26 protein-coding genes and 1 other annotated feature are annotated in these 25,757 nt (G+C 52.1%); of the genes, 20 read left to right on the top strand and 6 right to left on the bottom strand.

Features of this window, described 5'->3' with window-relative positions:
• The first annotated feature begins 218 nt into the window (after nt 1-218).
• From dnaA to yidA, 6 genes are all read left to right on the top strand, one after another.
• Entirely contained in the window at nt 219-1,619 is a 1,401-nt protein-coding gene (gene dnaA / locus BEG40_RS05355; protein ID WP_000059098.1) for a chromosomal replication initiator protein DnaA, read from the top strand.
• Nucleotides 1,620-1,623: 4 nt separating this feature from the next.
• Nucleotides 1,624-2,724 (top strand): DNA polymerase III subunit beta, encoded by a 1,101-nt coding sequence (gene dnaN, locus BEG40_RS05360; RefSeq protein ID WP_000673456.1) that lies wholly within the window; start codon nt 1,624-1,626, stop codon nt 2,722-2,724.
• Entirely contained in the window at nt 2,724-3,797 is a 1,074-nt protein-coding gene (gene recF, locus BEG40_RS05365) for a DNA replication/repair protein RecF (RefSeq protein ID WP_000060089.1), read from the top strand. The genes dnaN and recF overlap by 1 nt, the downstream gene beginning before the upstream one ends.
• Nucleotides 3,798-3,825: 28 nt before the next feature.
• Nucleotides 3,826-6,240: a DNA topoisomerase (ATP-hydrolyzing) subunit B gene (gyrB, locus tag BEG40_RS05370; protein WP_000072052.1), complete on the top strand. Its 2,415-nt coding sequence runs from the start codon at nt 3,826-3,828 to the stop codon at nt 6,238-6,240.
• A 197-nt stretch (nt 6,241-6,437) separates the two neighbouring features.
• Nucleotides 6,438-6,878, top strand: a complete 441-nt coding sequence (locus tag BEG40_RS05375; RefSeq protein WP_473087412.1) for a YidB family protein — start codon at nt 6,438-6,440, stop codon at nt 6,876-6,878.
• A 114-nt stretch (nt 6,879-6,992) separates the two neighbouring features.
• Nucleotides 6,993-7,805: a sugar-phosphatase gene (gene yidA / locus BEG40_RS05380; protein WP_000985554.1), complete on the top strand. Its 813-nt coding sequence runs from the start codon at nt 6,993-6,995 to the stop codon at nt 7,803-7,805.
• A gap of 43 nt (nt 7,806-7,848) precedes the next feature.
• On the opposite strand, the gene BEG40_RS05385 is transcribed toward yidA, so the two are convergent.
• Nucleotides 7,849-8,505 carry a YidX family protein gene (locus tag BEG40_RS05385; protein WP_000055723.1) on the bottom strand — a complete coding sequence of 219 codons (657 nt, stop codon included), beginning with the start codon at nt 8,503-8,505 and terminating at the stop codon, nt 7,849-7,851.
• A 53-nt stretch (nt 8,506-8,558) separates the two neighbouring features.
• Nucleotides 8,559-9,662: a colicin M resistance lipid reductase CbrA gene (gene cbrA, locus BEG40_RS05390; protein ID WP_016231523.1), complete on the bottom strand. Its 1,104-nt coding sequence runs from the start codon at nt 9,660-9,662 to the stop codon at nt 8,559-8,561.
• 100 nt (nt 9,663-9,762) lie between these two features.
• Here cbrA and BEG40_RS05395 point away from each other — a divergent pair, with 100 nt between their 5' ends.
• Nucleotides 9,763-10,977, top strand: a complete 1,215-nt coding sequence (locus BEG40_RS05395) for a YidR family protein (protein ID WP_198600204.1) — start codon at nt 9,763-9,765, stop codon at nt 10,975-10,977.
• Here BEG40_RS05395 and BEG40_RS05400 read toward each other — a convergent pair whose 3' ends face one another.
• A complete protein-coding gene (locus tag BEG40_RS05400) occupies nt 10,978-11,310 on the bottom strand; it encodes a YceK/YidQ family lipoprotein (protein WP_064732606.1) in 333 nt (110 codons plus the stop codon). It abuts the gene before it with no gap.
• Between the two features lie 238 nt (nt 11,311-11,548).
• Nucleotides 11,549-11,621: a sequence feature (ROSE (Repression Of Heat Shock gene Expression) occurs in the 5'-region of heat shock genes and acts as an RNA thermometer to modulate expression.), on the top strand.
• On the opposite strand from BEG40_RS05400, the gene ibpA reads away from it, so the two are divergent.
• The 3 genes from ibpA (at nt 11,615) to BEG40_RS05415 (ending at nt 14,425) form a co-directional block, all read left to right on the top strand.
• Nucleotides 11,615-12,028 (top strand): small heat shock chaperone IbpA, encoded by a 414-nt coding sequence (gene ibpA / locus BEG40_RS05405; RefSeq protein WP_001243437.1) that lies wholly within the window; start codon nt 11,615-11,617, stop codon nt 12,026-12,028. (Overlaps the previous feature by 7 nt.)
• 111 nt (nt 12,029-12,139) lie before the next feature.
• Complete coding sequence (gene ibpB, locus BEG40_RS05410; protein WP_001243431.1) at nt 12,140-12,568, top strand: small heat shock chaperone IbpB; 429 nt, start codon at nt 12,140-12,142, stop codon at nt 12,566-12,568.
• A 195-nt stretch (nt 12,569-12,763) separates the two neighbouring features.
• Nucleotides 12,764-14,425, top strand: coding sequence for a putative transporter (locus BEG40_RS05415; protein ID WP_105285059.1), 1,662 nt, complete (start codon nt 12,764-12,766; stop codon nt 14,423-14,425).
• A gap of 66 nt (nt 14,426-14,491) precedes the next feature.
• On the opposite strand, the gene yidI is transcribed toward BEG40_RS05415, so the two are convergent.
• On the bottom strand, nt 14,492-14,941 hold the full coding sequence (gene yidI / locus BEG40_RS05420) for an inner membrane protein YidI (RefSeq protein ID WP_000352014.1): 450 nt from the start codon (nt 14,939-14,941) through the stop codon (nt 14,492-14,494).
• 107 nt (nt 14,942-15,048) lie between these two features.
• On the opposite strand from yidI, the gene BEG40_RS05425 reads away from it, so the two are divergent.
• From BEG40_RS05425 to BEG40_RS05435, 3 genes are read left to right on the top strand one after another with little or no spacing between them, the layout of a single operon-like run.
• Entirely contained in the window at nt 15,049-15,396 is a 348-nt protein-coding gene (locus BEG40_RS05425; RefSeq protein ID WP_000703955.1) for a YidH family protein, read from the top strand.
• Nucleotides 15,386-15,748 (top strand): DUF202 domain-containing protein, encoded by a 363-nt coding sequence (locus BEG40_RS05430; RefSeq protein WP_001113439.1) that lies wholly within the window; start codon nt 15,386-15,388, stop codon nt 15,746-15,748. The genes BEG40_RS05425 and BEG40_RS05430 overlap by 11 nt, the downstream gene beginning before the upstream one ends.
• Nucleotides 15,745-16,242 (top strand): radical SAM protein, encoded by a 498-nt coding sequence (locus BEG40_RS05435; RefSeq protein ID WP_105285018.1) that lies wholly within the window; start codon nt 15,745-15,747, stop codon nt 16,240-16,242. The genes BEG40_RS05430 and BEG40_RS05435 overlap by 4 nt, the downstream gene beginning before the upstream one ends.
• A gap of 6 nt (nt 16,243-16,248) precedes the next feature.
• Here the strand turns inward: BEG40_RS05435 and emrD are convergent, their stop codons facing one another.
• Nucleotides 16,249-17,433: a multidrug efflux MFS transporter EmrD gene (gene emrD / locus BEG40_RS05440; RefSeq protein WP_105285019.1), complete on the bottom strand. Its 1,185-nt coding sequence runs from the start codon at nt 17,431-17,433 to the stop codon at nt 16,249-16,251.
• A gap of 297 nt (nt 17,434-17,730) precedes the next feature.
• On the bottom strand, nt 17,731-17,820 hold the full coding sequence (tisB, locus tag BEG40_RS05445) for a type I toxin-antitoxin system toxin TisB (protein WP_000060506.1): 90 nt from the start codon (nt 17,818-17,820) through the stop codon (nt 17,731-17,733).
• 563 nt (nt 17,821-18,383) lie between these two features.
• Here tisB and ivbL point away from each other — a divergent pair.
• The 7 genes from ivbL to uhpT all read left to right on the top strand — a co-directional run bounded on the left by ivbL (nt 18,384) and on the right by uhpT (nt 25,717).
• Nucleotides 18,384-18,482, top strand: coding sequence for an ilvB operon leader peptide IvbL (gene ivbL / locus BEG40_RS05465; protein WP_016159932.1), 99 nt, complete (start codon nt 18,384-18,386; stop codon nt 18,480-18,482).
• Nucleotides 18,483-18,586: 104 nt separating this feature from the next.
• A complete protein-coding gene (ilvB, locus tag BEG40_RS05470) occupies nt 18,587-20,275 on the top strand; it encodes an acetolactate synthase large subunit (RefSeq protein WP_000168415.1) in 1,689 nt (562 codons plus the stop codon).
• A 3-nt stretch (nt 20,276-20,278) separates the two neighbouring features.
• Nucleotides 20,279-20,569: an acetolactate synthase small subunit gene (gene ilvN, locus BEG40_RS05475; RefSeq protein ID WP_001181709.1), complete on the top strand. Its 291-nt coding sequence runs from the start codon at nt 20,279-20,281 to the stop codon at nt 20,567-20,569.
• A 73-nt stretch (nt 20,570-20,642) separates the two neighbouring features.
• Nucleotides 20,643-21,233: a response regulator transcription factor UhpA gene (gene uhpA, locus BEG40_RS05480; RefSeq protein WP_000633666.1), complete on the top strand. Its 591-nt coding sequence runs from the start codon at nt 20,643-20,645 to the stop codon at nt 21,231-21,233.
• On the top strand, nt 21,233-22,741 hold the full coding sequence (gene uhpB, locus BEG40_RS05485; RefSeq protein WP_010350494.1) for a signal transduction histidine-protein kinase/phosphatase UhpB: 1,509 nt from the start codon (nt 21,233-21,235) through the stop codon (nt 22,739-22,741). The genes uhpA and uhpB overlap by 1 nt, the downstream gene beginning before the upstream one ends.
• Before the next feature lie 9 nt (nt 22,742-22,750).
• A complete protein-coding gene (gene uhpC / locus BEG40_RS05490; protein ID WP_105285020.1) occupies nt 22,751-24,070 on the top strand; it encodes an MFS transporter family glucose-6-phosphate receptor UhpC in 1,320 nt (439 codons plus the stop codon).
• Between the two features lie 255 nt (nt 24,071-24,325).
• On the top strand, nt 24,326-25,717 hold the full coding sequence (uhpT, locus tag BEG40_RS05495; protein WP_000879199.1) for a hexose-6-phosphate:phosphate antiporter UhpT: 1,392 nt from the start codon (nt 24,326-24,328) through the stop codon (nt 25,715-25,717).
• Nucleotides 25,718-25,757: the final 40 nt, after the last annotated feature.

Raw genomic sequence — 25,757 nt, forward strand, 5'->3', positions numbered from 1 at the left:
TGTGGATAAATCGGGAAAATCTGTGAGAAACAGAAGATCTCTTGCGCAGTTTAGGCTATGATCCTCGGTCCCGATCGTTTTGCAGGATCTTGATCGGGCATATAACCGCAGACAGCGGTTCGTGCGTCACCCTCATGCAGGGTCTTTTCGACGTGCGTCAACAATCATGAATGTTTCAGCCTTAGTCATAATCGACTTTTGTTCGAGTGGAGTCCGCCGTGTCACTTTCGCTTTGGCAGCAGTGTCTTGCCCGATTGCAGGATGAGTTACCAGCCACAGAATTTAGTATGTGGATACGCCCATTGCAGGCGGAACTGAGCGATAACACGCTGGCCTTGTACGCGCCAAACCGTTTTGTCCTCGACTGGGTACGGGACAAGTACCTCAATAATATCAATGGACTGCTAACCAGTTTCTGCGGAGCGGATGCCCCACAGCTGCGTTTTGAAGTGGGCACAAAGCCCGTGACACAAACGCTGAAAGTCCCTGCCAGTAACACCGTTGCACCCGCTCAGGCCGCTCAGGTGCAACCGCAACGTGCTGCACCTGCGGCGCGCTCGGGTTGGGATAACGTTCCGGCTCCGGCAGAACCGACCTATCGTTCCAACGTTAACGTTAAACATACATTTGATAACTTCGTCGAAGGTAAATCTAACCAACTGGCGCGCGCGGCGGCTCGCCAGGTGGCAGACAATCCTGGCGGTGCCTATAACCCGCTGTTCCTTTATGGCGGCACGGGGCTGGGTAAAACTCACCTGCTCCATGCGGTGGGTAATGGCATTATGGCGCGCAAGCCCAATGCCAAAGTGGTTTATATGCACTCCGAACGTTTTGTGCAGGACATGGTAAAAGCCCTGCAAAACAACGCGATTGAAGAGTTTAAACGCTACTACCGTTCTGTTGATGCGCTGCTGATCGACGATATTCAGTTTTTTGCTAATAAAGAACGATCCCAGGAAGAGTTTTTCCACACCTTCAACGCCCTGCTTGAAGGTAATCAGCAGATCATTCTCACCTCGGATCGCTATCCGAAAGAGATCAACGGCGTTGAGGATCGTTTGAAATCCCGCTTTGGCTGGGGACTGACTGTGGCGATCGAACCGCCAGAGCTGGAAACTCGCGTGGCGATCCTGATGAAAAAGGCTGACGAAAACGACATTCGTTTGCCGGGCGAAGTGGCGTTCTTTATCGCCAAGCGTCTACGATCTAACGTACGTGAGCTGGAAGGGGCGCTGAACCGCGTCATTGCTAACGCTAACTTTACCGGACGGGCGATCACCATCGACTTCGTGCGTGAGGCGCTGCGCGACTTGCTGGCATTGCAGGAAAAACTGGTCACCATCGACAATATTCAGAAGACGGTGGCAGAGTACTACAAGATCAAAGTCGCAGATCTCCTTTCCAAGCGTCGATCTCGCTCGGTGGCGCGTCCGCGCCAGATGGCGATGGCGCTGGCGAAAGAGCTGACTAACCACAGTCTGCCAGAGATCGGCGATGCGTTTGGCGGTCGTGACCACACGACGGTGCTTCATGCCTGCCGTAAGATCGAGCAGTTGCGTGAAGAGAGCCATGATATCAAAGAAGATTTTTCAAATTTAATCAGAACATTGTCATCTTAATCCTATGAAATTTACCGTAGAACGTGAGCATTTATTAAAACCGCTACAACAGGTGAGCGGTCCGTTAGGTGGTCGTCCTACGCTGCCGATTCTCGGTAATCTGCTGTTACAGGTTGCTGACGGTACGTTGTCGCTGACCGGTACTGATCTCGAGATGGAAATGGTGGCACGTGTTGCGCTGATTCAGCCGCACGAACCAGGGGCGACGACCGTTCCGGCGCGCAAATTCTTTGATATCTGCCGTGGTCTGCCTGAAGGCGCGGAAATCGCCGTGCAACTGGAAGGTGAGCGGATGCTGGTACGCTCCGGGCGTAGCCGCTTTTCACTCTCTACCCTGCCAGCGGCGGATTTCCCGAACCTTGATGACTGGCAGAGCGAAGTTGAATTTACCCTGCCGCAGGCGACGATGAAGCGTCTGATTGAAGCGACCCAGTTTTCCATGGCCCATCAGGACGTTCGCTATTATTTAAACGGTATGCTGTTCGAAACCGAAGGCGAAGAGCTGCGCACCGTGGCGACCGACGGTCACCGTCTGGCGGTCTGCTCAATGCCGATTGGTCAGTCTTTGCCGAGTCATTCGGTGATTGTGCCGCGTAAAGGTGTGATTGAACTGATGCGTATGCTCGACGGCGGCGACAATCCGCTGCGCGTGCAAATTGGCAGCAACAACATTCGCGCTCACGTTGGCGACTTTATTTTCACCTCCAAACTGGTGGATGGTCGCTTCCCGGATTACCGTCGCGTTCTGCCGAAGAACCCGGACAAACATCTGGAAGCAGGCTGCGATCTCCTCAAGCAGGCTTTTGCTCGTGCGGCGATTCTCTCTAACGAGAAATTCCGTGGCGTGCGTCTGTATGTCAGTGAAAATCAGCTGAAAATCACCGCTAATAACCCAGAACAGGAAGAAGCGGAAGAGATCCTCGACGTCACCTACAGCGGCGCAGAGATGGAAATCGGCTTTAATGTCAGCTATGTGCTGGATGTTCTGAACGCGCTGAAATGCGAAAACGTGCGCATGATGCTGACTGATTCGGTTTCCAGTGTGCAGATTGAAGATGCCGCATCACAGTCGGCTGCCTATGTTGTCATGCCAATGAGACTGTAATGTCCCTCACCCGCTTGTTGATCCGCGATTTCCGCAATATCGAAAACGCGGATCTCGCTTTATCTCCTGGCTTTAACTTTCTGGTGGGTGCCAACGGCAGTGGCAAAACCAGCGTGCTGGAAGCCATCTATACGCTCGGTCACGGTCGGGCGTTTCGTAGTTTGCAGATTGGTCGCGTCATTCGCCATGAGCAGGAGGCGTTTATTCTCCACGGGCGATTACAGGGTGAAGAGCGTGAGACGGCAATTGGCTTAACCAAAGATAAACAGGGCGACAGCAAAGTCCGCATCGACGGTACTGACGGGCATAAAGTTGCGGAGCTGGCGCACCTGATGCCGATGCAACTGATAACGCCAGAAGGGTTTACTTTACTCAACGGCGGCCCCAAATACAGAAGAGCATTCCTCGACTGGGGATGCTTTCACAACGAACCCGGATTTTTCACCGCCTGGAGCAATCTCAAGCGTTTGCTCAAGCAGCGCAATGCGGCGCTGCGCCAGGTGACACGTTACGAACAGCTACGCCCGTGGGATAAAGAACTGATCCCGCTGGCGGAGCAAATCAGCACCTGGCGCGCGGAGTATAGCGCCGGTATCGCTGCCGATATGGCTGATACCTGTAAGCAATTTCTTCCTGAGTTTTCTCTGACTTTCTCTTTCCAGCGCGGCTGGGAGAAAGAGACAGAGTACGCTGAGGTGCTGGAACGTAATTTTGAACGCGATCGCCAGCTAACCTACACCGCGCACGGCCCGCACAAAGCGGACTTACGCATTCGCGCCGACGGTGCGCCGGTGGAAGATACCTTATCGCGTGGGCAGCTAAAGCTGCTGATGTGCGCCTTACGTCTGGCGCAAGGAGAGTTCCTCACCCGTGAAAGCGGGCGGCGGTGTCTCTACCTGATAGATGATTTTGCCTCTGAGCTTGATGATGAGCGTCGCGGACTGCTTGCCAGCCGCTTAAAAGCGACGCAATCACAGGTCTTTGTCAGTGCGATCAGTGCTGAACACGTTATAGACATGTCGGACGAAAATTCGAAGATGTTTACCGTGGAAAAGGGTAAAATAACGGATTAACCCAAGTATAAATGAGCGAGAAACGTTGATGTCGAATTCTTATGACTCCTCCAGTATCAAAGTCCTGAAAGGGCTGGATGCGGTGCGTAAGCGCCCTGGTATGTATATCGGCGACACGGATGACGGCACCGGTCTGCACCACATGGTATTCGAGGTGGTAGATAACGCTATCGACGAAGCGCTCGCGGGTCACTGTAAAGAAATTATCGTCACCATTCACGCCGATAACTCTGTCTCCGTACAGGATGACGGGCGCGGTATTCCGACCGGTATTCACCCGGAAGAGGGCGTATCGGCGGCGGAAGTGATCATGACCGTCCTGCACGCAGGCGGTAAATTTGACGATAACTCCTATAAAGTGTCCGGCGGTCTGCACGGCGTTGGTGTTTCGGTAGTAAACGCCCTGTCGCAAAAACTGGAGCTGGTTATCCAGCGTGAAGGTAAAATTCACCGTCAGATCTACGAGCACGGTGTACCGCAGGCACCGCTGGCGGTTACCGGCGATACCGATAAAACCGGCACTATGGTACGTTTCTGGCCAAGCCTCGAAACCTTCACCAATGTGACCGAGTTCGAATATGAAATCCTGGCGAAACGTCTGCGTGAGTTGTCGTTCCTCAACTCCGGCGTTTCCATTCGCCTGAAAGACAAGCGTGATGGTAAAGAAGACCACTTCCACTATGAAGGTGGTATCAAGGCGTTTGTCGAGTATCTGAACAAGAACAAAACGCCAATCCACCCGAATATCTTCTACTTCTCCACCGAAAAAGACGGTATCGGCGTCGAAGTGGCATTGCAGTGGAACGATGGCTTCCAGGAAAACATCTACTGCTTTACTAACAACATTCCGCAGCGTGACGGTGGTACTCACCTGGCAGGTTTCCGTGCGGCGATGACCCGTACCCTGAACGCCTACATGGACAAAGAAGGCTACAGCAAAAAAGCCAAAGTCAGCGCCACCGGTGACGATGCGCGTGAAGGGCTGATTGCGGTCGTTTCCGTGAAAGTGCCGGACCCGAAATTCTCCTCTCAGACCAAAGACAAACTGGTTTCTTCTGAGGTGAAATCGGCGGTAGAACAGCAGATGAACGAACTGCTGGCAGAATACCTGCTGGAAAACCCAACTGACGCGAAAATCGTGGTCGGCAAAATCATTGATGCTGCCCGTGCGCGTGAAGCTGCGCGTCGCGCCCGTGAAATGACTCGTCGTAAAGGCGCGCTGGACTTAGCTGGCCTGCCGGGCAAACTGGCGGACTGTCAGGAACGCGACCCGGCGCTTTCCGAACTGTACCTTGTGGAAGGGGACTCTGCGGGCGGCTCTGCAAAACAGGGGCGTAACCGCAAGAACCAGGCGATTCTGCCGCTGAAGGGTAAAATCCTCAACGTTGAGAAAGCCCGTTTCGATAAGATGCTTGCTTCCCAGGAAGTGGCGACGCTTATCACCGCGCTTGGTTGTGGTATCGGTCGTGACGAATACAATCCGGACAAACTGCGTTATCACAGCATCATCATCATGACCGATGCGGACGTCGACGGCTCGCACATTCGTACATTGCTGTTGACCTTCTTCTATCGTCAGATGCCGGAAATCATCGAACGCGGTCATGTCTACATTGCTCAACCGCCGCTGTACAAAGTGAAGAAAGGCAAGCAAGAGCAGTACATTAAAGACGATGAAGCGATGGATCAGTACCAAATTTCTATCGCTCTGGATGGTGCATCTTTGCATACCAACGCCAGTGCACCAGCTTTAGCTGGCGAAGCGTTAGAAAAACTGGTGTCGGAGTACAATGCGGCGCAGAAAATGATCGTTCGCATGGAACGTCGCTATCCGAAAGCAATGCTGAAAGAGCTTATCTATCAGCCGACGCTGACGGAAGCGGATCTCTCTGACGAGCAGATTGTGACCCGCTGGGTGAACGCGCTGGTCAGCGAACTGAACGACAAAGAACAGCACGGCAGCCAGTGGAAGTTTGATGTCCACACCAATGCCGAGAAAAACCTGTTCGAGCCGATTGTTCGCGTGCGTACCCACGGCGTGGATACTGACTATCCGCTGGATCACGAGTTTATCACCGGCGGCGAATATCGTCGTATCTGCACGCTGGGCGAGAAACTGCGTGGCTTGCTGGAAGAAGATGCGTTTATTGAACGTGGTGAACGTCGTCAGCCGGTAGCCAGCTTCGAGCAGGCGCTGGACTGGCTGGTGAAAGAGTCCCGTCGCGGCCTCTCCATCCAGCGTTATAAAGGTCTGGGCGAGATGAACCCGGAACAGCTGTGGGAAACCACTATGGATCCGGAAAGCCGTCGTATGCTGCGCGTTACCGTTAAGGATGCGATTGCCGCTGACCAGCTGTTCACCACGCTGATGGGCGACGCCGTAGAACCGCGCCGTGCGTTTATCGAAGAAAACGCCCTGAAGGCGGCGAATATCGATATTTAATGGCATTAACAATGCGCGCGTGCCTGATGCGCTACGGTTATCAGGCCTACAGGATTTCTGCAATATATTGAATTTGCAATTTTTTGTAGGCCGGATAAGGCGTTAACGCCGCATCCGGCAAGAAGCTATAAAAAAAGGGCGGAGATCATCTCCGCCCTTTTTATTTCTGCAATCCGCAATTATCATCCCGCAGAACTATACTTTTTGGGTCAACACGTAACGCTTTACAGGTGATTATCATGGGGCTTTTTGATGAAGTTGTCGGTGCCTTTCTGAAAGGCGATGCGGGAAAATATCAGGCGATTTTAAGTTGGGTTGAGGAGCAGGGAGGCATCCAGGTGCTGCTGGAAAAACTGCAAAGTGGCGGTTTAGGTGCCATTCTCTCAACCTGGTTGAGTAATCAACAAGGCAATCAGCCGGTGAGCGGCGAGCAACTGGAGTCGGCGCTCGGCACAAACGCGGTGTCCGATCTCGGGCAAAAACTCGGCGTAGATACCAGTGTTGCTTCCAACATGCTGGCGGAACAATTGCCGAAGATTATTGATGCCCTCTCGCCGCAGGGTGAAGTGTCACCACAAGCCAATAACGATCTGCTTTCCGCAGGTATGGAGTTACTGAAAGGGAAACTCTTCCGCTAAGCAAAAGGGGAGCACGCAACGCGCGTTGCATCCCCCTTTTCCCTCGGGTGTTGTACTGATTTTTGAGCGGAATCGCGTTAGCATGGGGCAGGAACCAATCTACCTGGGGAACTCATGGCTATCAAACTCATTGCTATCGATATGGATGGCACCCTTCTGCTGCCCGATCACACCATTTCTCCCGCTGTTAAAAACGCGATTGCCGCCGCTCGCGCCCGTGGCGTGAATGTTGTGCTGACAACAGGGCGTCCTTATGCAGGCGTTCACAACTACCTGAAAGAACTGCATATGGAACAGCCGGGCGACTACTGCATTACTTACAATGGCGCGCTGGTGCAGAAGGCCGCTGATGGTAGCACCGTAGCGCAAACCGCTCTCAGCTATGACGACTACCGTTTCCTGGAAAAACTCTCTCGTGAAGTCGGTTCTCACTTCCACGCGCTGGATCGCACCACGCTGTACACCGCCAACCGCGATATCAGTTACTACACGGTGCATGAGTCGTTTGTGGCCACCATTCCGCTGGTATTCTGCGAAGCGGAGAAAATGAACCCTGATACCCAGTTCCTGAAAGTGATGATGATTGATGAACCCGCCATCCTCGACCAGGCCATCGCGCGCATTCCGCAGGAAGTAAAAGAGAAATACACCGTGCTGAAAAGTGCACCGTACTTCCTCGAAATCCTCGATAAACGCGTCAATAAAGGCACCGGCGTGAAATCGCTGGCTGATGTGTTGGGCATTAAGCCGGAAGAAATTATGGCGATTGGCGATCAGGAAAACGACATCGCGATGATTGAATATGCAGGCATCGGTGTGGCGATGGATAACGCTATTCCTTCGGTGAAAGAAGCGGCGAACTTTGTCACCAAATCCAACCTGGAAGATGGAGTGGCGTTTGCAATCGAAAAGTATGTGCTGAATTAATCAATGGGCGGGCAAACAGCATAAATGTGTTTGCCCGCAGCGATTAACAATTTCTGGTCGTGCATAAAATCAGGAACTGGAGTGGTGAAGTCACAATATCCAGCGTAATGGTGACTGGCAGCAGCACATTAGCGAGTCCGCGCGGGACGCCATTTGTTGTTTTGTACTCATAAAATCCCACCGTAAAGGGCTGATGGAAAACCATCACGTTTGAGTAATCCGCTTTTTTATTTTTCTGGTGGATAGAGCCTTTCAGGCCGTCCAGCATCCATGTACAACGCTGATAATCACACACAAAGCCATATTGTGTCGCCAGTGCTTTATCTTCCTCGTTATCCCAGTCGTAATAGAGCGTTATTGCACCAGAAAAATTCGTATCACTGCTGCTTAAAATAAATTTCGCATTATCGGAAACGGTGATTCTTTCGCCATGAATTGCCGGATCGTTCAGCATTTTAACCACCTCACCGCCGCCGGTGGTCAACAGGTAGTCCAGCGATTCGCCAACAAAAACATAGCCTTTCGTTCCGTTACTGTCTTCAGCCAGCGATAACCCCTTAATCGTGTCTGACCGCCATTGCTGGGCATGTGGACGGCTTGCGGTATTGGAAACCAACCCCCAGGTGATACATCCGGTCAACACGAATGCCAAAGAACATACACTGGCAGTCTTAAAAAATCCCTTAAAATTCAAACTCATGATTAATCCTTTAAACAACAATGAAACAGCTGAAAGCATACCTTTCTTTTCACTTATTTAGGATAAAGCATCCTGCTTTCAGAATAGTGCCCGGCGCAATTCATCTGCGGAATATGCGCCACACCACTGCGCATAATCCACTTTCTTAAGGCAGGTGCAGTCAGGCATCGGCTTTTTAATATCTTGCCGTAGAGTTTTAAACGCAATTTGCGGGTGGCGCGCCAGTAGGCGGTATTGATCTTCTCTGGCTGCTTCAGTAATACCGAACGAAGAATGTCTGCGCTATCGAGCGCATAGCTAATCCCCTCCAGCGAGCTGGCGCTGATGAATCCCGCCGCTTCACCAATAAGAAAGGCGTTGTCCTTACCGCAGACAAAATCCTGCCAGCGTGAGGGAAATAACACCGTGCATTTTTCGCTTTTCACCGCTTTGCCAAACTGGAACTGAAAGGCGTTCATTTTTTCTTTCAGCGCCGCGAAACGCGCCTGACCGTCTTTCATCGGATAGGCTCCGCCAAAGATAAAATAACCGTCTTTGCTAATACTCCATGAATAACAGTCCGTTATCGCATTATCAAAGATACAGGAGTAGAACGGCACCGGATGTTTCTCTGCGAACCACTGCTGGATAGCGACATATTTACGAATCTGATGATCCGGGTAGAGATGTCGCCGCACCATCGAGTTGGCACCATCGGCACCGATCAGATAGCGGGCGGTAATATGCTGCTCCCAGCCGTCTGCGCGAAAAATGACATGCCATTTATCATCCTCACGCCAGATTTTTCGACACAGGCTGTCGTGGTAAACCTCAACGCTGGCGGGGATCAGTGACTTCATCCACAAGTCGAAAGCATGGCGATTAATATTGATATAGCTTCGCTGGTAGTTACGCGTGAGCGATGCGGCGACGTCGACGGTTTTGACGCTGAAAATCTGCGGATTGGCGATCACATCGACAGGAAGCGTCAGTCCATCGCGAATAAAAGAACGCTGTGCGTCCGGTGCCAACAGACCGCCACAAGGCTTGCTGAAACCTTCAGTACCGCACTGGTGCTTTTTATCCAGCGCGATGACCTGCATTTTGCCTGCTAACTGCCGCGCTAGCGCCGAACCTGCCGGGCCGAGGCCAATAATCGCCACGTCGAAATGTTCCATCTTTTTACTCACATTCATCACGATGGCAAAAGACTATTGTCTGAAAGTGAAGTCCTTGTGAAGTATGATGGCGGGAACCGTTTTGTATCAGGATCACGCCATGAAACAACTCACCAACGCTTCACGAAATCACCTGCTCACCAATACCAATACATGGACACCCGACAGCCAGTGGCTGGTGTTTGATGTGCGCCCTTCTGGCGCGTCGTTTACCGGCGAGACCATTGAGCGTGTGAATATCCATACCGGCGAGGTCGAGGTTATCTACCGGGCGTCACAGGGCGCACACGTCGGCGTGGTGACCGTTCATCCGAAGTCAGAGAAATATGTCTTCATCCACGGCCCTGAAAATCCTGATGAAACATGGCATTACGATTTCCATCACCGTCGAGGTGTGATTGCTGAAGGCGGCAAAGTGAGTAATCTCGATGCAATGGATATTACCGTTCCGTACACTCCAGGGGCGCTACGCGGCGGCAGCCATGTGCATGTTTTTAGCCCGAACGGTGAAATGGTGAGTTTTACTTATAACGACCATGTAATGCATGAACTTGATTCGGCGCTGGATTTGCGAAACGTCGGGGTGGCGTCACCGTTTGGCCCGGTCAACGTACAAAAGCAGCATCCGCGTGAATACAGCGGTAGCCACTGGTGCGTGCTGGTGAGTAAAACTACGCCCACGCCGCAGCCTGGCAGTGATGAAATCAATCGCGCTTATGAAGAAGGATGGGTAGGAAACCACGCACTGGCGTTTATTGGCGACACGCTTTCGCAAAAGGGCGAGAAAGTGCCGGAGCTGTTTATTGTTGAGCTGCCGCAAGATGAAACAGGCTGGAAAGCAACAAGTGATGCGCCGTTAAGCGGAACGGAAACAACCCTGCCTGCGCCACCGCGCGGCGTCGTGCAGCGACGTTTAACCTTTACACACCATCGGACTTATCCGGGGTTAGTCAACGTCCCGCGCCACTGGGTACGCTGTAACCCGCAGGGAACGCAAATCGCGTTTTTAATGCGTGATGATAACGGCATTGTGCAACTGTGGTTTATCTCGCCAAAGGGCGGAGAGCCGCACCAGTTAACTCATAACAAAACGGATATTCAGTCTGCATTTAACTGGCATCCTTCAGGAGAATGGTTGGGCTTTGTGCTGGATAATCGGATTGCTTGTGCCCATGCGCAAAGCGGCGAGGTTGAGTATTTAACTGATAATCACGCCAACCCACCTTCGGCAGACGCCGTGGTCTTCTCGCCGGACGGTAAATGGCTGGCGTGGATGGAAGCAGGTCAGCTGTGGATCACCGAAACGGGTCGCTAGTCAGTTCGCTGGCATTCTGGCTGGTGGAATGACGGCATTGATGGCTTGCGCATCGGCTTCGCTTTTTTCCACGCGCGAGCGCACCGAACTGTCTTTGCGGAACGCATCCCACGGCAGCAAAAGTGTGTCCATGACTGCGGTAAATGGCATATCGAGAATCGCCAGCGATTTGGTTCCCCAGTTTGTCGTGTCATCGCCAATCATGGTGACACTAGCGCGGGTGCCGGGATACGTTCCCTCCTTACCTCCGGTATGGGACATTACGCTGGAGCATCCTCCGAGTAATGTCATTCCGCTGCATATCATGGACGCTAACAACACATTTCTTATCATAATAAATTCATCTGTTAATCGTGGGTGTTGGCATGATGTGTTATAGCGATCCCTTGCCGAAAATAACATCATCATCATGTCGCACTGTGGCGGCTATCGCACTTTAACGTTTCGTGCTGTCCTCCAGTCTATGCAATAGACCACAAACTGCAAAAAAAAGTCCGTTGGAAAGGCTTGAAAAGTGCATATCCAGACCCATTTTTATACCGTAGCTGATGAGAACGCGCCTGATGGGTGTTCTGGCTACCCGACCTGTCCATTGTGGAAGGTCTTATATTCTCGCTGATTTCAGGAGCTATTGATTATGCGTAACTTTGATTTATCCCCGCTTTACCGTTCTGCTATTGGATTTGACCGTTTGTTTAACCACTTAGAAAACAACCAGAGCCAGAGTAATGGTGGCTACCCTCCGTATAACGTTGAACTGGTAGACGAAAACCATTACCGCATTGCTATCGCAGTCGCGGGTTTTGCTGAGAGTGAACTGGAAATTACCGCCCAGGACAATCTGCTGGTGGTGAAAGGTGCTCATGCTGACGAACAAAAAGAGCGCACCTATCTGTACCAGGGCATCGCTGAACGCAACTTTGAACGCAAATTCCAGTTAGCCGAGAACATTCATGTTCGTGGTGCTAACCTGGTAAATGGTCTGCTGTATATCGATCTCGAACGAGTGATCCCGGAAGCGAAAAAACCGCGCCGTATCGAAATCAACTAATTCCCTAAGGCCGCCAGGCGCGGCCTGACATTTCCATGCTCGCCGTCAGGGAGCATATGCGAATCTTCGGATTTGCAGGTACTTACTCGCTTCTTAGAAGGAGAAATGACTATGCGTAACTTCGATTTATCCCCACTGATGCGTCAATGGATCGGTTTTGACAAACTGGCCAACGCATTGCAAAACGCCGGTGAAAGCCAGAGCTTCCCGCCGTACAACATTGAGAAAAGCGACGATAACCACTACCGCATTACTCTGGCGTTGGCTGGTTTCCGTCAGGAAGATTTAGAGATTCAACTGGAAGGTACGCGCCTGAGCGTAAAAGGCACGCCGGAGCAGCCAAAAGAAGAGAAAAAATGGTTGCATCAAGGGCTTATGAATCAGCCATTTAGTCTGAGTTTTACGCTGGCTGAAAATATGGAAGTCTCTGGCGCAACCTTCGTTAATGGTTTACTGCATATTGATTTAATTCGTAATGAGCCTGAACCCATCGCTGCGCAGCGTATCGCTATCAGCGAACGTCCCGCGTTAAATAGCTAATTAGCTATTCTTTTTGCCCCGCCAGTCTGGTGGGGCTTTTTTTATCTACCATCTTCATCTCTGTATTAATTTTCGCCAGGTTAAGATGTTCCGGCACTCTCTTTCCCGTGATAATGTGCGCCATAAGGCAAATCTGCTTCACCGATTCAGCCATAATCCCTGGTAATTAAAATGTTATTTCAAGAGAAATGGACGATGAGTGATATAGCATTAACAGTCAGTATTCTGGCTTTGGTGGCGGTTGTCGGTTTGTTTATCGGCAACGTCAAGTTTCGCGGCATAGGATTAGGCATTGGCGGCGTGCTGTTTGGTGGGATCATCGTCGGCCATTTCGTTTCTCAGGCTGGGATGACATTAAGTAGCGATATGCTGCATGTTATCCAGGAATTTGGCCTGATCCTGTTTGTTTATACCATCGGGATTCAGGTGGGGCCGGGCTTCTTTGCCTCATTGCGCGTCTCCGGGTTACGCCTCAACTTGTTTGCTGTTCTGATAGTCATTATCGGCGGTCTGGTTACCGCTATCCTGCATAAACTTTTCGATATTCCACTGCCTGTGGTGCTGGGGATTTTCTCTGGCGCGGTCACCAATACGCCAGCATTGGGGGCAGGTCAGCAAATCTTACGCGATCTCGGCACACCGATGGAGATGGTCGATCAGATGGGGATGAGTTACGCGATGGCGTATCCATTCGGCATTTGTGGGATTTTGTTCACCATGTGGATGCAGCGAGTTATTTTCCGCGTCAATGTTGAGACTGAGGCCCAGCAGCACGAGTCCACGCGAACCAACGGCGGTGCGCTAATCAGGACGATTAACATCCGTGTTGAGAACCCTAATTTGCATAATTTAGCCATTAAAGATGTGCCGATTCTTAATGGCGATAAAGTTATCTGCTCACGATTGAAACGAGAAGAAACCCTAAAAGTGCCTTCGCCAGAGACCGTTATTCAACTTGGCGATTTGCTGCATCTGGTGGGACAGCCTGCGGATTTGCATAATGCACAACTGGTGATTGGTCAGGAGGTGGATACTTCGCTATCAACGAAAGGCACCGATTTGCGCGTCGAACGCGTGGTGGTCACCAATGAAAATGTGCTCGGTAAACGTATTCGCGACCTGCACTTTAAAGAACGCTATGACGTTGTTATCTCGCGCCTGAACCGTGCCGGGGTTGAACTGGTCGCCAGTGGCGATATTAGCCTGCAATTTGGCGATATCCTCAACCTGGTGGGGCGGCCTTCTGCTATTGATGCCGTTGCTAATGTATTAGGTAATGCGCAGCAAAAACTGCAACAGGTTCAAATGTTACCGGTGTTTATTGGTATCGGTCTTGGCGTGTTGTTAGGCTCCATTCCCGTGTTTGTGCCTGGATTCCCGGCGGCATTGAAGCTGGGGCTGGCGGGGGGGCCGCTGATTATGGCGCTGATCCTTGGGCGTATCGGCAGTATCGGCAAGCTTTACTGGTTTATGCCACCAAGCGCCAACCTCGCGCTGCGGGAGCTGGGGATCGTACTGTTCCTCTCGGTAGTGGGTCTGAAATCCGGCGGCGATTTTGTCGATACCCTGGTCAATGGCGAGGGGCTAAGCTGGATTGGTTATGGTGCCCTGATCACCGCAATTCCGCTGATTACAGTCGGCATTCTGGCGCGGATGTTAGCCAAAATGAATTACCTGACCATGTGCGGGATGTTGGCTGGCTCTATGACCGATCCTCCGGCGCTGGCGTTTGCCAATAATCTTCATCCTACCAGCGGTGCGGCGGCACTCTCTTACGCCACGGTGTATCCGTTAGTCATGTTCCTGCGCATTATCACACCACAGTTACTTGCGGTGCTTTTCTGGAGTATCGGTTAATTCTTTTGCGGGTGGAGTTGCCGTAAACGGCACTCCACCCGGCATTTCAGAACACCACCGAGCCGCTTAAACCAGTGAACCGCCGGTCAGGAAGGAAAAGATCAGGAATATCAGCAGAAGACCGCAGATGATGCCGATACCAAAAAGCAAGGTATGGAAAGCCAGCGTCCCGCCGCCAAAAACCAGAGCGCCGCGAATGCCCCAGCGATTTTCCTTACGCATACCGCCAACAAATGCGCAGAGTAGCGCGGCAATGGCCAATGCGATGCCGCCTTGATCGAGGATTTTATCGATATCAGGCGTCTCTTTTTTCTCCACTGTCGTAATTTTTTCACCTTTTATTCCAGCGAGAAGACCTCTTTTAATTTCAGCCGTTTTGTCCGCCACGATGCTTTCAAGCGTTGGCGGCGGTGCGGAAAAAGGGCCGAAGGAAAAGTGGATAATGCCCATCATTAAAGCGATGGCACCGAACAGCATACCCAGTGAACTGATTTTATTTTGCGCTAAGATATCCATCTGACCTCCTTGTAGCGGATGGCAAAGCATATCAAGAAAACATCGACCAAAATTCCTAAAAATAGACGGATAAAACACCGCTATTGTGAAATTGCAAAGGAGCCACAATGAAAATATCCCGCCTCGGTGAAGCACCCGATTACCGCTTCTCGTTGGCTAATGAGCGTACATTTTTGGCGTGGATCCGTACTGCATTAGGGTTTCTGGCAGCAGGTGTGGGGCTGGATCAGCTTGCGCCGGATTTCGCCACGCCAGTCATTCGCGAGCTGCTGGCGTTATTGCTATGCTTATTTTCTGGCGGACTGGCAATGTATGGTTACCTGCGCTGGTTACGCAATGAAAAAGCGATGCGTCTGAAAGAAGATTTACCCTACACTAACAGCTTATTAATCATCAGCTTAATATTGATGATCGTGGCGGTGATCGTTATGGGACTGGTTTTGTATGCCGGATAGCCGCAAAGCCAGAAGGATTGCCGATCCAGGTCTTCAGCCGGAACGCACATCGCTGGCATGGTTTCGCACCATGTTGGGCTATGGCGCGTTGATGGCGCTGGCCATCAAACACAATTGGCATCAGTCAGGCATATTGTTCTGGATTTCTATTGGCATCCTCGCCTTTGTGGCACTAATCCTCTGGCGCTATACACGAAATCGTAATTTAATGGATGTGGCTAATAGCGATTTTTCCCAAATTTGCGTAATCCGTGACAAATTTATGATCTCCCTCGCGGTGTTATCTCTCGCAATACTGTTTGCTGTTACGCATATACACCAACTTATCGTATTAATTGAGAGAATCACATGACAGGAAGTCAGGTTATAAATGCTAAAGAGGACAGGCATAAACTGGTTGTAGAGTATAAAGATGCATTACAACCAGGTGATTTTTATCAGAATTTCAAACAGAGGGGCATCCGCGCCGTGCAACTCATTCCCCATATAGAATTTGATGACCGGGGCGAGCTGACGGCAGCGTCGGTGACAACCGAGTTATGGGGACAATTTTTAATCGCCCTGTTCGAGTGTTGGGTGCGGACAGATATCAGTCGTATATCAATCGAGCTTTTTGATGTCACGCTGCAAAAATGGTGCGGGAACGAAAGCCAACAACCACGGCGGGGCTGTCAGGAGTGTGACTGGTATCTCCTGTGCCCTCATGCCAGGGATGGTCAGTCGGGCAAGGTACTTTGTGCTGGCTATCAGGCTTTTTATTCCCACTCCGCGCCGCACATGCGGGTAATGCGCGACTTGATAAAGCAGCATCGTTCTCCAGTGGAGTTGATGACGATGCTGTGGTGAGGTGAGTTAAACGGGCTGTCCCTGCTGCGACATCCGCGTCGCCAGCGGCAGCCAACACAGCACGATCAACAATCCCATTAAGGTCATCAATAACCCCAGGCTGCCCTGACCGGTTTGCGGCAACATCGCAGAGAGCGATGCCAGCACGCCGGAACCAATGTTTTGCAGACCACCGACCAGTGCGCCAGCCGTGCCCGCCAGGAAGGGGAAAGGCTCCATCGCGCCGCTGGTTGCCAGCGGAAATAGCATCCCGGCTCCGAAAAAGAACAATGCTGCGGGAACGAGCAGCGTCCAGACATTCATCACGCCAAACCAGCTGGGGAGCCACATCATCAGTCCTGCCAGCAGGCAACAGATAACGGACTGCCACATCAACGAAGAGAACCGCTTATTTGGGCGTCCGGCAAACCATGCACCGAAAAATGCCGCCGGAATTGGCAGAATAAACAAAATACTGACCGTCATACTGCTCAGTCCTAATACTGCGCCCATCAGCACCCCAGAACAGGCTTCGAAGGCGGCAATCCCTGCCAGACCGCCAATCAGCATCAGTAAATAGCAGTTAAAACCGCCATTTCCAAAGAGCGTTTTGTAGCTGGTGAGCAGACGCGTACGTGGCGCATCGACAGGGCGCGTTTCTGGCATCCAGCGTGCCATACTGAAGGTCACGCCAGCACAAAGCACCAGTAAAAACAGGTAACAGGCTCGCCAGCTCCACATGGTATCCAGCAGGCCGCCAATTAATGGTGCGAGCAAAGGGCTGACCAGAATACCCATATTTAACATGCTATTAGCGTGGCGTAGCTGTGTCCGTTCATACAAGTCACGCGGCAATGTACGCGCCATCACACCACCGACACCGGTTCCCATCCCCTGCATTGCGCTGGCAGTAATCAATACCGTCAGGCTGGAGGTGGTGACCGCAACCAGCGTCGCTAACATAAAAATGGACATTCCGACGAGGATCACCGGGCGACGACCAACCCTGTCGGAAATTGGGCCATAAAATAGTTGTGAGACACCGTAGGTCAGCAGATAAGCGCCCATTACGCTCTGCACCGCCCCTTCACGGACGTTGAGATCGCGCGCCATATCGGCAATAGCAGGAATATAAATAGTTTGCGCCATCTGGCCGACGGCCACGAGTAATACCAACATCAATAATAAATTGACGTTTCTATGCCTTTTCATTATCACAGACGCTTATAAAAATATATTTGGAATAAGTTACTGCGCATTCGAATAAATGCGGGAGAGAAATCTATCACATTGATAAATGTTAGCCAGATATATATGAGGAATAGTAATAAGAAAAACGGCAGAATATATAAACAAAAGCGGCAATAAATGTTGCCGGAAGGGACTTTGACTTAAATAAATTCTGTAGGTCGGAAAAGATGCATCAGCATCGCATCTGACACTCATTTGCAAGCAGAATATGAAAGGGGAGCGGTTTCCCGCTCCCCTTTAGTGCGGCTTGAATCTGAATTACTTAAGATATTTCAGAACAGCATCAAGCAGTTGCAGTGCTGCAACAATGAGTTTGAGGATAAGAATGGCGATATCCACCAGGCTCATACGCGTCTCCTGTGGTTCAGGAGCACTACCAGCCGACGTACCTTTCCGCTGCCTGTGGTCGGCTGTTGTGCACGCGGTATCTCAAGGAGAAACGTTGTGCTGTTGACATAACACAGTGTGCTCACGCGGGGTTAAGGCGCTGACGGCACCACCCGTTTCAGCCAGGACTTAGTGCGCCGGGTAACGATGCGGCCCCGCATAACACATTGCGTACAGTGATATTATAGAATTGCACTGTATAAATAAACAGTAATTTTTAGACAAAACGCAAACTGTGATCGATACTCAACTATGCGCTAAATAAGTCAAAATTCGTGCCGAAATTGCGCGTTCTTCATAGAATGCGTATACTTTCAGTGTTGACATAATACAGTGTGCTTTGCGGTTACCAGCCGCGAGCGGCTGACGAAACCTCGCTCCGGCGGGGTTTTTTGTTACCCGCGATTTCAGTACAAAACGTGATCAATCCCTCAATTTTCCCTTGATGAAAAATTTTCCATTGTCTCCCCTGTAAACCTGTGCTTGTATAAATATTGTTAAACACAAAACCAACAAGGTCCCCAATGACTATTTCCATGCTCAACGCAAAACTACTACCAACTGCGCCATCCGCCGCAGTGGTCGTCGTGCGTGTGGTGGTGGTCGTCGGCAATGCGCCGTAGGGACTGGAACAACACACGATTCCAAAACCCCGCCGGCGCAAACCGGGCGGGGTTTTTCGTTTAAGCACCCCCGGAAAGTCGGCTCAAAAGAAAAGGACTGGAGCATGGCAAGTTCGGGCATAACATCGACACGCAAGCGTTTTACCGGCGCAGAATTTATCGTTCATTTTCTGGAGCAGCAGGGCATTAAGATTGTGACGGGGATACCGGGCGGCTCGATTCTCCCTGTCTATGACGCCTTAAGCCAAAGCACGCAAATCCGCCATATTCTGGCTCGTCACGAACAGGGCGCGGGATTTATCGCCCAGGGGATGGCGCGTACCGACGGCAAACCAGCGGTTTGCATGGCCTGTAGTGGGCCGGGGGCGACTAACCTGGTGACCGCCATTGCCGATGCGCGGCTGGACTCCATCCCGCTGATTTGCATCACCGGTCAGGTTCCGGCCTCGATGATTGGCACCGACGCCTTCCAGGAAGTCGATACCTACGGCATCTCTATCCCCATCACCAAACATAACTATCTGGTCAGGCATATCGAAGAACTCCCGCAGGTCATGAGCGATGCCTTCCGCATTGCGCAATCAGGCCGTCCTGGCCCGGTGTGGATAGACATTCCTAAGGATGTGCAAACAGCGGTTTTTGAGATTGAAGAACAGCCGGCTATGGCAGAAAAAGCCGCCGCACCCGCCTTTAGCGAAGAGAGTATTTGTGATGCGGCAGCGATGATTAACGCTGCCAAACGTCCGATACTTTATCTGGGCGGCGGTGTGATCAACGCACCTGAGCGGGTGCGTGAACTGGCAGAGAAAGCGCAATTGCCCACCACTATGACCTTAATGGCGCTGGGCATGTTGCCAAAAGCGCATCCACTGTCGCTGGGTATGCTGGGGATGCACGGCGTGCGCAGCACCAACTATATCTTGCAGGAGGCGGATCTGCTGATTGTTCTCGGAGCACGTTTTGATGACCGGGCGATTGGCAAAACCGAGGAGTTCTGTCCGAACGCCAAAATCATCCATGTGGATATCGACCGCGCAGAGCTGGGTAAAGTGAAGCAACCGCATGTAGCGATTCAGGCGGATGTCGATGACGTGCTGGCGCAACTGATCCCGCAGGTGGAAGCCCAGCCGCGAGAAGAGTGGCATCAACTGGTGGCTGATTTACAGCGCGAATACCCGTGTCCAATTCCAAAAGCGTGCGATCCCTTAACACATTACGGCCTGATTAATGCCGTTGCCGCCTGCGTGGATGACAACGCGATTATTACCACCGATGTTGGTCAACATCAGATGTGGACGGCGCAGGCTTATCCGCTCAATCGTCCACGTCAGTGGCTGACCTCTGGCGGGCTGGGAACGATGGGCTTTGGTCTGCCTGCGGCGATTGGCGCGGCGCTGGCGAACCCTGATCGCAAAGTGTTGTGTTTTTCCGGTGACGGCAGTCTGATGATGAATATTCAGGAGATGGCCACCGCCAGCGAAAACCAGCTTGATGTCAAAATCATTCTGATGAACAACGAAGCTCTGGGGCTGGTGCATCAGCAACAAAGTCTGTTCTACAAGCAGGGTGTTTTTGCCGCTACCTATCCGGGCAAAATCAATTTTATGCAGATTGCCGCCGGATTCGGCCTCGAAACGTGTGATTTGAATAATGAAGCCGATCCGCAGGCCGCGTTGCAAGAAATTATTAATCGCCCTGGTCCGGCACTGATTCATGTACGGATTGATGCGGAAGAAAAAGTTTACCCGATGGTGCCGCCAGGTGCGGCGAATACTGAAATGGTGGGGGAATAAACCATGCAAAATACAACTCATGACAACGTGATTCTGGAACTCACCGTTCGCAACCATCCTGGTGTAATGACGCATGTTTGTGGGCTTTTTGCCCGCCGCGCCTTTAACGTTGAAGGCATTCTCTGTCTGCCTGTTCAGGACAGCGACAAAAGCCATATCTGGCTACTGGTGAATGATGATCAGCGGCTGGAGCAGATGATAAGCCAGATCGACAAACTGGAAGATGTGGTAAAAGTGCAGCGTAATCAGTCCGACCCGACCATGTTTAACAAGATTGCTGTGTTCTTTCAGTAACCGCTCAAGGCTTGAACAGCGGCGCGCTTATCGTTAAGGTAAGCGCGTTTTTTTTACCCGCCAGGACAAGACCATGATAACCGTTGCCCTTATAGACGATCACCTTATCGTCCGCTCCGGCTTTGCGCAGTTGCTGGGGCTGGAACCTGATTTGCAGGTAGTTGCCGAGTTTGGTTCGGGGCGCGAGGCGCTGGCCGGGTTGCCAGGGCGCGGTGTGCAGGTGTGTATTTGCGATATCTCCATGCCGGATATTTCCGGACTGGAGTTATTAAGCCAGCTTCCAAAAGGTATGGCGACGATTATGCTCTCCGTTCATGACAGTCCGGCGCTGGTTGAACAGGCGCTCAATGCGGGCGCACGCGGCTTTCTCTCCAAACGCTGTAGCCCGGACGAACTGATCGCTGCGGTGCATACCGTTGCCACGGGCGGCTGTTATCTGACGCCAGATATCGCCATTAAACTGGCATCCGGTCGCCAGGATCCGCTGACCAAACGCGAACGTCAGGTGGCGGAAAAGCTGGCGCAAGGGATGGCGGTGAAAGAGATTGCCGCCGAACTGGGCTTGTCGCCGAAAACTGTGCACGTACATCGCGCTAATCTGATGGACAAACTGGGCGTCAGTAACGATGTTGAACTGGCTCGCCGCATGTTTGATGGCTGGTGATGAAGACATTTTTCTCCCGCTTAAATACTGTAATTTCCTGCTTTTTTATCTTCTCTGCAGCATGGTTTTGCCTGTGGAGTATTAGCCTGCATCTGGTTGAACGACCGGATCTGGCGGTATTGCTGTTTCCGTTTGGTCTGCGACTGGGGCTGATGTTGCAATGCCCGCGCGGATACTGGCCCGTGTTGCTGGGCGCGGAATGGCTGCTGATTTACTGGCTGACGCAGGCTGTCGGGTTAACGCATTTTCCGTTATTGATGATCGGTAGTTTATTGACGTTACTGCCCGTGGCGTTGATTTCCCGCTTTCGCCATCAGCGCGACTGGCGCACATTGTTGTTACAGGGGGCTGCGTTGACGGCGGCAGCGTTGTTACAGTCGCTGCCCTGGCTTTGGCACGGGTATGGTAACGAATCGTGGAACGCGCTGTTATTAACCTTAACTGGTGGTCTGACGCTGGCTCCTGTTTGCCTTGTGTTCTGGCACTACCTGGCGAATAACACCTGGCTGCCGCTGGGGCCGTCGCTGGTTTCTCAGCCGATAAACTGGCGCGGGCGGCATCTGATTTGGTACTTGCTGCTGTTTGTTATCAGCCTCTGGCTGCAACTGGGGTTGCCGAACGAACTGTCGCGTTTTACGCCATTCTGCCTGGCGCTGCCGATTATCGCTCTGGCCTGGCACTATGGTTGGCAAGGGGCGCTGATTGCGACGTTGATGAATGCCATTGCGCTGATTGCCAGCCAGACATGGCGCGATCATCCGGTAGATTTATTGCTCTCGCTTCTGGTGCAAAGTTTGACGGGGCTGTTACTTGGTGCAGGTATTCAGCGACTGCGTGAGCTTAACCAGTCGCTACAGAAGGAGCTGGCACGCAATCAGCATCTTGCCGAACGTTTGCTGGAAACCGAAGAGAGCGTGCGCCGCGATGTGGCTCGTGAACTGCACGACGATATCGGTCAGACCATCACTGCCATTCGTACTCAGGCGGGCATTGTTCAGCGGCTGGCGGCAGATAACGCCAGCGTGAAGCAGAGCGGGCAGTTAATCGAACAACTGTCGCTGGGAGTTTACGACGCGGTGCGCCGCTTGTTAGGGCGGTTACGTCCGCGCCAGTTGGATGATCTCACCCTGGAGCAGGCTATCCGTTCACTGATGCGAGAAATGGAGCTGGAAGGTCGCGGCATTGTCAGTCATCTCGAATGGCGGATAGATGAATCAGCATTAAGTGAAAACCAGCGTGTGACGCTGTTTCGAGTCTGCCAGGAAGGGCTGAACAACATTGTGAAACATGCCGATGCCAGTGCGGTCACGCTGCAAGGCTGGCAGCAGGATGAGCGATTGATGCTGGTGATTGACGACGATGGTAGCGGTTTGCCGCCAGATTCAGGTCAACACGGTTTTGGTCTCACCGGAATGCGCGAGCGCGTAACGGCGTTGGGCGGCACCTTGACCATATCTTGTCTGCACGGCACGCGCGTCAGTGTCTCTCTACCCCAACGTTATGTGTAAGGCTTGATGATGTTGCAGTTCCTGAAAGCGCCTGCCGACGCGCCGCTGATAAGCGATAAACGTGAAATTGATGCCCGCTATCGCTACTGGCGTCGGCATATTTTGCTGACAATCTGGTTGGGCTATGCGCTGTTTTATTTCACGCGTAAGAGTTTTAACGCCGCGATGCCGGAAATCCTCGCCACTGGCGTGCTAAGTCGTAGCGATATCGGCCTGTTAGCAACCCTGTTTTACATCACCTACGGCTTGTCGAAGTTTGTTTCCGGCATTGTCAGCGACCGCTCAAATGCGCGTTATTTTATGGGGATGGGGCTTATTGCGACTGGCATCATCAACATTCTGTTTGGATTTTCCACTTCGCTATGGGCGTTTGCCGTGCTCTGGGTGCTGAACGCCTTTTTCCAGGGCTGGGGTTCACCGGTGTGTGCGCGTCTGTTAACGGCCTGGTATTCACGTACCGAGCGCGGCGGTTGGTGGGCATTATGGAACACGGCGCATAACGTCGGCGGCGCACTCATTCCCATTGTGATGGCAGCGAGCGCGCTGCATTACGGCTGGCGTGCCGGGATGATGATTGCTGGTTGTATGGCGATAGTCGTGGGGATTTTTCTCTGCTGGCGGCTACGCGATCGCCCGCAGGCGTTAGGTTTACCGGCGGTCGGTGAATGGCGACACGACGCGCTGGAAATTGCTCAACAACAAGAAGGGGCAGGGTTGACGCGTAAAGAGATCCTCACCAAATATGTGTTGCTGAATCCGTATATCTGGCTGCTTTCGTTTTGCTATGTGCTGGTCTATGTGGTCCGGGCGGCAATCAACGACTGGGGCAATTTGTATATGTCCGAGACGCTGGGCGTCGATCTGGTCACGGCGAATACGGCAGTGACGATGTTTGAACTGGGCGGATTTATCGGTGCGCTGGTAGCCGGTTGGGGCTCGGACAAATTGTTTAACGGCAACCGTGGGCCGATGAATTTGATTTTCGCCGCCGGAATTTTGCTTTCAGTCGGCTCGCTGTGGCTGATGCCATTTGCCAGCTACGTGATGCAGGCAACCTGCTTCTTCACCATTGGTTTTTTTGTCTTTGGCCCGCAGATGTTAATCGGCATGGCGGCGGCAGAGTGTTCCCACAAAGAGGCGGCCGGGGCGGCGACGGGGTTTGTCGGCTTGTTTGCTTATCTGGGGGCGTCGCTTGCTGGTTGGCCGCTGGCGAAAGTGCTCGATACCTGGCACTGGAGCGGATTTTTTGTGGTTATCTCTATCGCCGCCGGGATTTCCGCACTGCTGTTACTGCCCTTTTTGAACGCCCAGACACCGCGCGAAGCGTGATGCATCTCACCTTTTCACTTCATATCCGGCAAAACTAAGAAATTTTCCTGGTTCTGCCTGGACGCTATCTCAGGCCTGATTTGCTGCTGATTTTTACAATGCCATCATTCATTAATTCTTTCCCAAAATAATTCAAGTTGCAGGAACGCAGCAAACGCGTGAGTCCCGGGAGCATAGTGAACTATGTGACCGGGAGGAATGCGTGCAGCTAAGGCACCTGCGGCTTGAAGTATGAAGGGAAATCAGGAGTAACCCATGCTGGCTTTCCTAAACCAGGTTCGCAAGCCGACCCTGGATCTTCCGCTCGAAGTGCGGCGCAAAATGTGGTTCAAACCGTTCATGCAATCCTACCTGGTGGTCTTTATCGGCTACCTGACGATGTACCTGATTCGCAAGAACTTTAACATCGCGCAGAACGATATGATTTCGACCTACGGGTTGAGCATGACGCAGCTGGGGATGATCGGCCTGGGTTTCTCCATCACTTATGGCGTGGGTAAAACGCTGGTTTCCTACTACGCCGACGGCAAAAACACCAAACAATTCCTGCCGTTCATGCTTATCCTCTCTGCCATTTGTATGCTGGGCTTCAGTGCCAGTATGGGCAGCGGCTCGGTTAGCCTGTTCCTGATGATTGCCTTCTATGCCTTGAGCGGCTTTTTCCAGAGTACCGGCGGTTCGTGCAGTTACTCCACCATCACCAAATGGACGCCGCGTCGTAAACGCGGGACGTTCCTCGGTTTCTGGAACATTTCTCACAACCTTGGTGGTGCAGGCGCAGCAGGTGTGGCGCTGTTCGGGGCAAATTACCTGTTCGATGGTCATGTCATCGGCATGTTTATCTTCCCGTCGATTATCGCGCTGATTGTCGGTTTTATCGGCCTGCGTTACGGCAGCGACTCCCCGGAATCTTATGGCCTTGGCAAAGCTGAAGAGCTGTTCGGCGAGGAGATCAGCGAAGAGGACAAAGAGACAGAATCTACCGATATGACCAAGTGGCAGATCTTTGTTGAGTATGTGCTGAAAAACAAAGTGATCTGGCTGCTGTGCTTCGCCAACATTTTCCTCTATGTGGTGCGTATTGGTATCGACCAGTGGTCAACCGTGTACGCGTTCCAGGAACTGAAACTTTCTAAAGCAGTAGCGATTCAGGGCTTTACGCTGTTTGAAGCAGGCGCACTGGTCGGTACGCTGCTGTGGGGCTGGCTCTCTGACCTGGCGAACGGTCGCCGTGGCCTGGTCGCCTGCATCGCGCTGGCGCTGATTATCGCGACACTCGGTGTGTATCAGCACGCCAGCAATCAATATATCTACCTGGCTTCTCTCTTTGCATTAGGTTTCCTGGTATTTGGTCCGCAACTGTTGATTGGCGTGGCGGCTGTTGGCTTTGTACCGAAAAAAGCGATCGGCGCAGCCGACGGGATTAAAGGCACCTTCGCCTACCTGATTGGCGACAGCTTTGCCAAGCTAGGTCTGGGGATGATTGCCGATGGTACTCCGGTATTCGGCCTCACCGGCTGGGCTGGAACCTTCGCCGCGCTGGATATCGCCGCAATTGGCTGTATCTGCCTGATGGCGATAGTCGCGGTAATGGAAGAACGCAAAATCCGCCGCGAGAAAAAAATTCAGCAGTTGACAGTGGCATAAACGTAACTGGTGACTTTTGCCCGGCATGACGCCGGGCATT

This window comes from Escherichia sp. MOD1-EC5495 (assembly GCF_002965965.1).
GTDB classification, from domain to species: Bacteria; Pseudomonadota; Gammaproteobacteria; order Enterobacterales; family Enterobacteriaceae; genus Escherichia; species Escherichia ruysiae.

Excerpts from the sequence above, each read along its gene's own strand:
- dnaN (WP_000673456.1), top strand. The coding sequence starts at position 1,624 with ATGAAATTTACCGTAGAACGTGAGCATTTATTAAAACCGCTACAACAG.
- recF (WP_000060089.1), top strand. The coding sequence starts at position 2,724 with ATGTCCCTCACCCGCTTGTTGATCCGCGATTTCCGCAATATCGAAAAC.
- gyrB (WP_000072052.1), top strand. The coding sequence starts at position 3,826 with ATGTCGAATTCTTATGACTCCTCCAGTATCAAAGTCCTGAAAGGGCTG.
- yidA (WP_000985554.1), top strand. The coding sequence starts at position 6,993 with ATGGCTATCAAACTCATTGCTATCGATATGGATGGCACCCTTCTGCTG.
- BEG40_RS05385 (WP_000055723.1), bottom strand. The coding sequence starts at position 8,505 with ATGAGTTTGAATTTTAAGGGATTTTTTAAGACTGCCAGTGTATGTTCT.
- cbrA (WP_016231523.1), bottom strand. The coding sequence starts at position 9,662 with ATGGAACATTTCGACGTGGCGATTATTGGCCTCGGCCCGGCAGGTTCG.
- BEG40_RS05395 (WP_198600204.1), top strand. The coding sequence starts at position 9,763 with ATGAAACAACTCACCAACGCTTCACGAAATCACCTGCTCACCAATACC.
- BEG40_RS05400 (WP_064732606.1), bottom strand. The coding sequence starts at position 11,310 with ATGATAAGAAATGTGTTGTTAGCGTCCATGATATGCAGCGGAATGACA.
- ibpA (WP_001243437.1), top strand. The coding sequence starts at position 11,615 with ATGCGTAACTTTGATTTATCCCCGCTTTACCGTTCTGCTATTGGATTT.
- ibpB (WP_001243431.1), top strand. The coding sequence starts at position 12,140 with ATGCGTAACTTCGATTTATCCCCACTGATGCGTCAATGGATCGGTTTT.
- BEG40_RS05415 (WP_105285059.1), top strand. The coding sequence starts at position 12,764 with ATGAGTGATATAGCATTAACAGTCAGTATTCTGGCTTTGGTGGCGGTT.
- yidI (WP_000352014.1), bottom strand. The coding sequence starts at position 14,941 with ATGGATATCTTAGCGCAAAATAAAATCAGTTCACTGGGTATGCTGTTC.
- BEG40_RS05425 (WP_000703955.1), top strand. The coding sequence starts at position 15,049 with ATGAAAATATCCCGCCTCGGTGAAGCACCCGATTACCGCTTCTCGTTG.
- BEG40_RS05430 (WP_001113439.1), top strand. The coding sequence starts at position 15,386 with ATGCCGGATAGCCGCAAAGCCAGAAGGATTGCCGATCCAGGTCTTCAG.
- BEG40_RS05435 (WP_105285018.1), top strand. The coding sequence starts at position 15,745 with ATGACAGGAAGTCAGGTTATAAATGCTAAAGAGGACAGGCATAAACTG.
- emrD (WP_105285019.1), bottom strand. The coding sequence starts at position 17,433 with ATGAAAAGGCATAGAAACGTCAATTTATTATTGATGTTGGTATTACTC.
- tisB (WP_000060506.1), bottom strand. The coding sequence starts at position 17,820 with ATGAGCCTGGTGGATATCGCCATTCTTATCCTCAAACTCATTGTTGCA.
- ivbL (WP_016159932.1), top strand. The coding sequence starts at position 18,384 with ATGACTATTTCCATGCTCAACGCAAAACTACTACCAACTGCGCCATCC.
- ilvB (WP_000168415.1), top strand. The coding sequence starts at position 18,587 with ATGGCAAGTTCGGGCATAACATCGACACGCAAGCGTTTTACCGGCGCA.
- ilvN (WP_001181709.1), top strand. The coding sequence starts at position 20,279 with ATGCAAAATACAACTCATGACAACGTGATTCTGGAACTCACCGTTCGC.
- uhpA (WP_000633666.1), top strand. The coding sequence starts at position 20,643 with ATGATAACCGTTGCCCTTATAGACGATCACCTTATCGTCCGCTCCGGC.
- uhpB (WP_010350494.1), top strand. The coding sequence starts at position 21,233 with ATGAAGACATTTTTCTCCCGCTTAAATACTGTAATTTCCTGCTTTTTT.
- uhpC (WP_105285020.1), top strand. The coding sequence starts at position 22,751 with ATGTTGCAGTTCCTGAAAGCGCCTGCCGACGCGCCGCTGATAAGCGAT.
- uhpT (WP_000879199.1), top strand. The coding sequence starts at position 24,326 with ATGCTGGCTTTCCTAAACCAGGTTCGCAAGCCGACCCTGGATCTTCCG.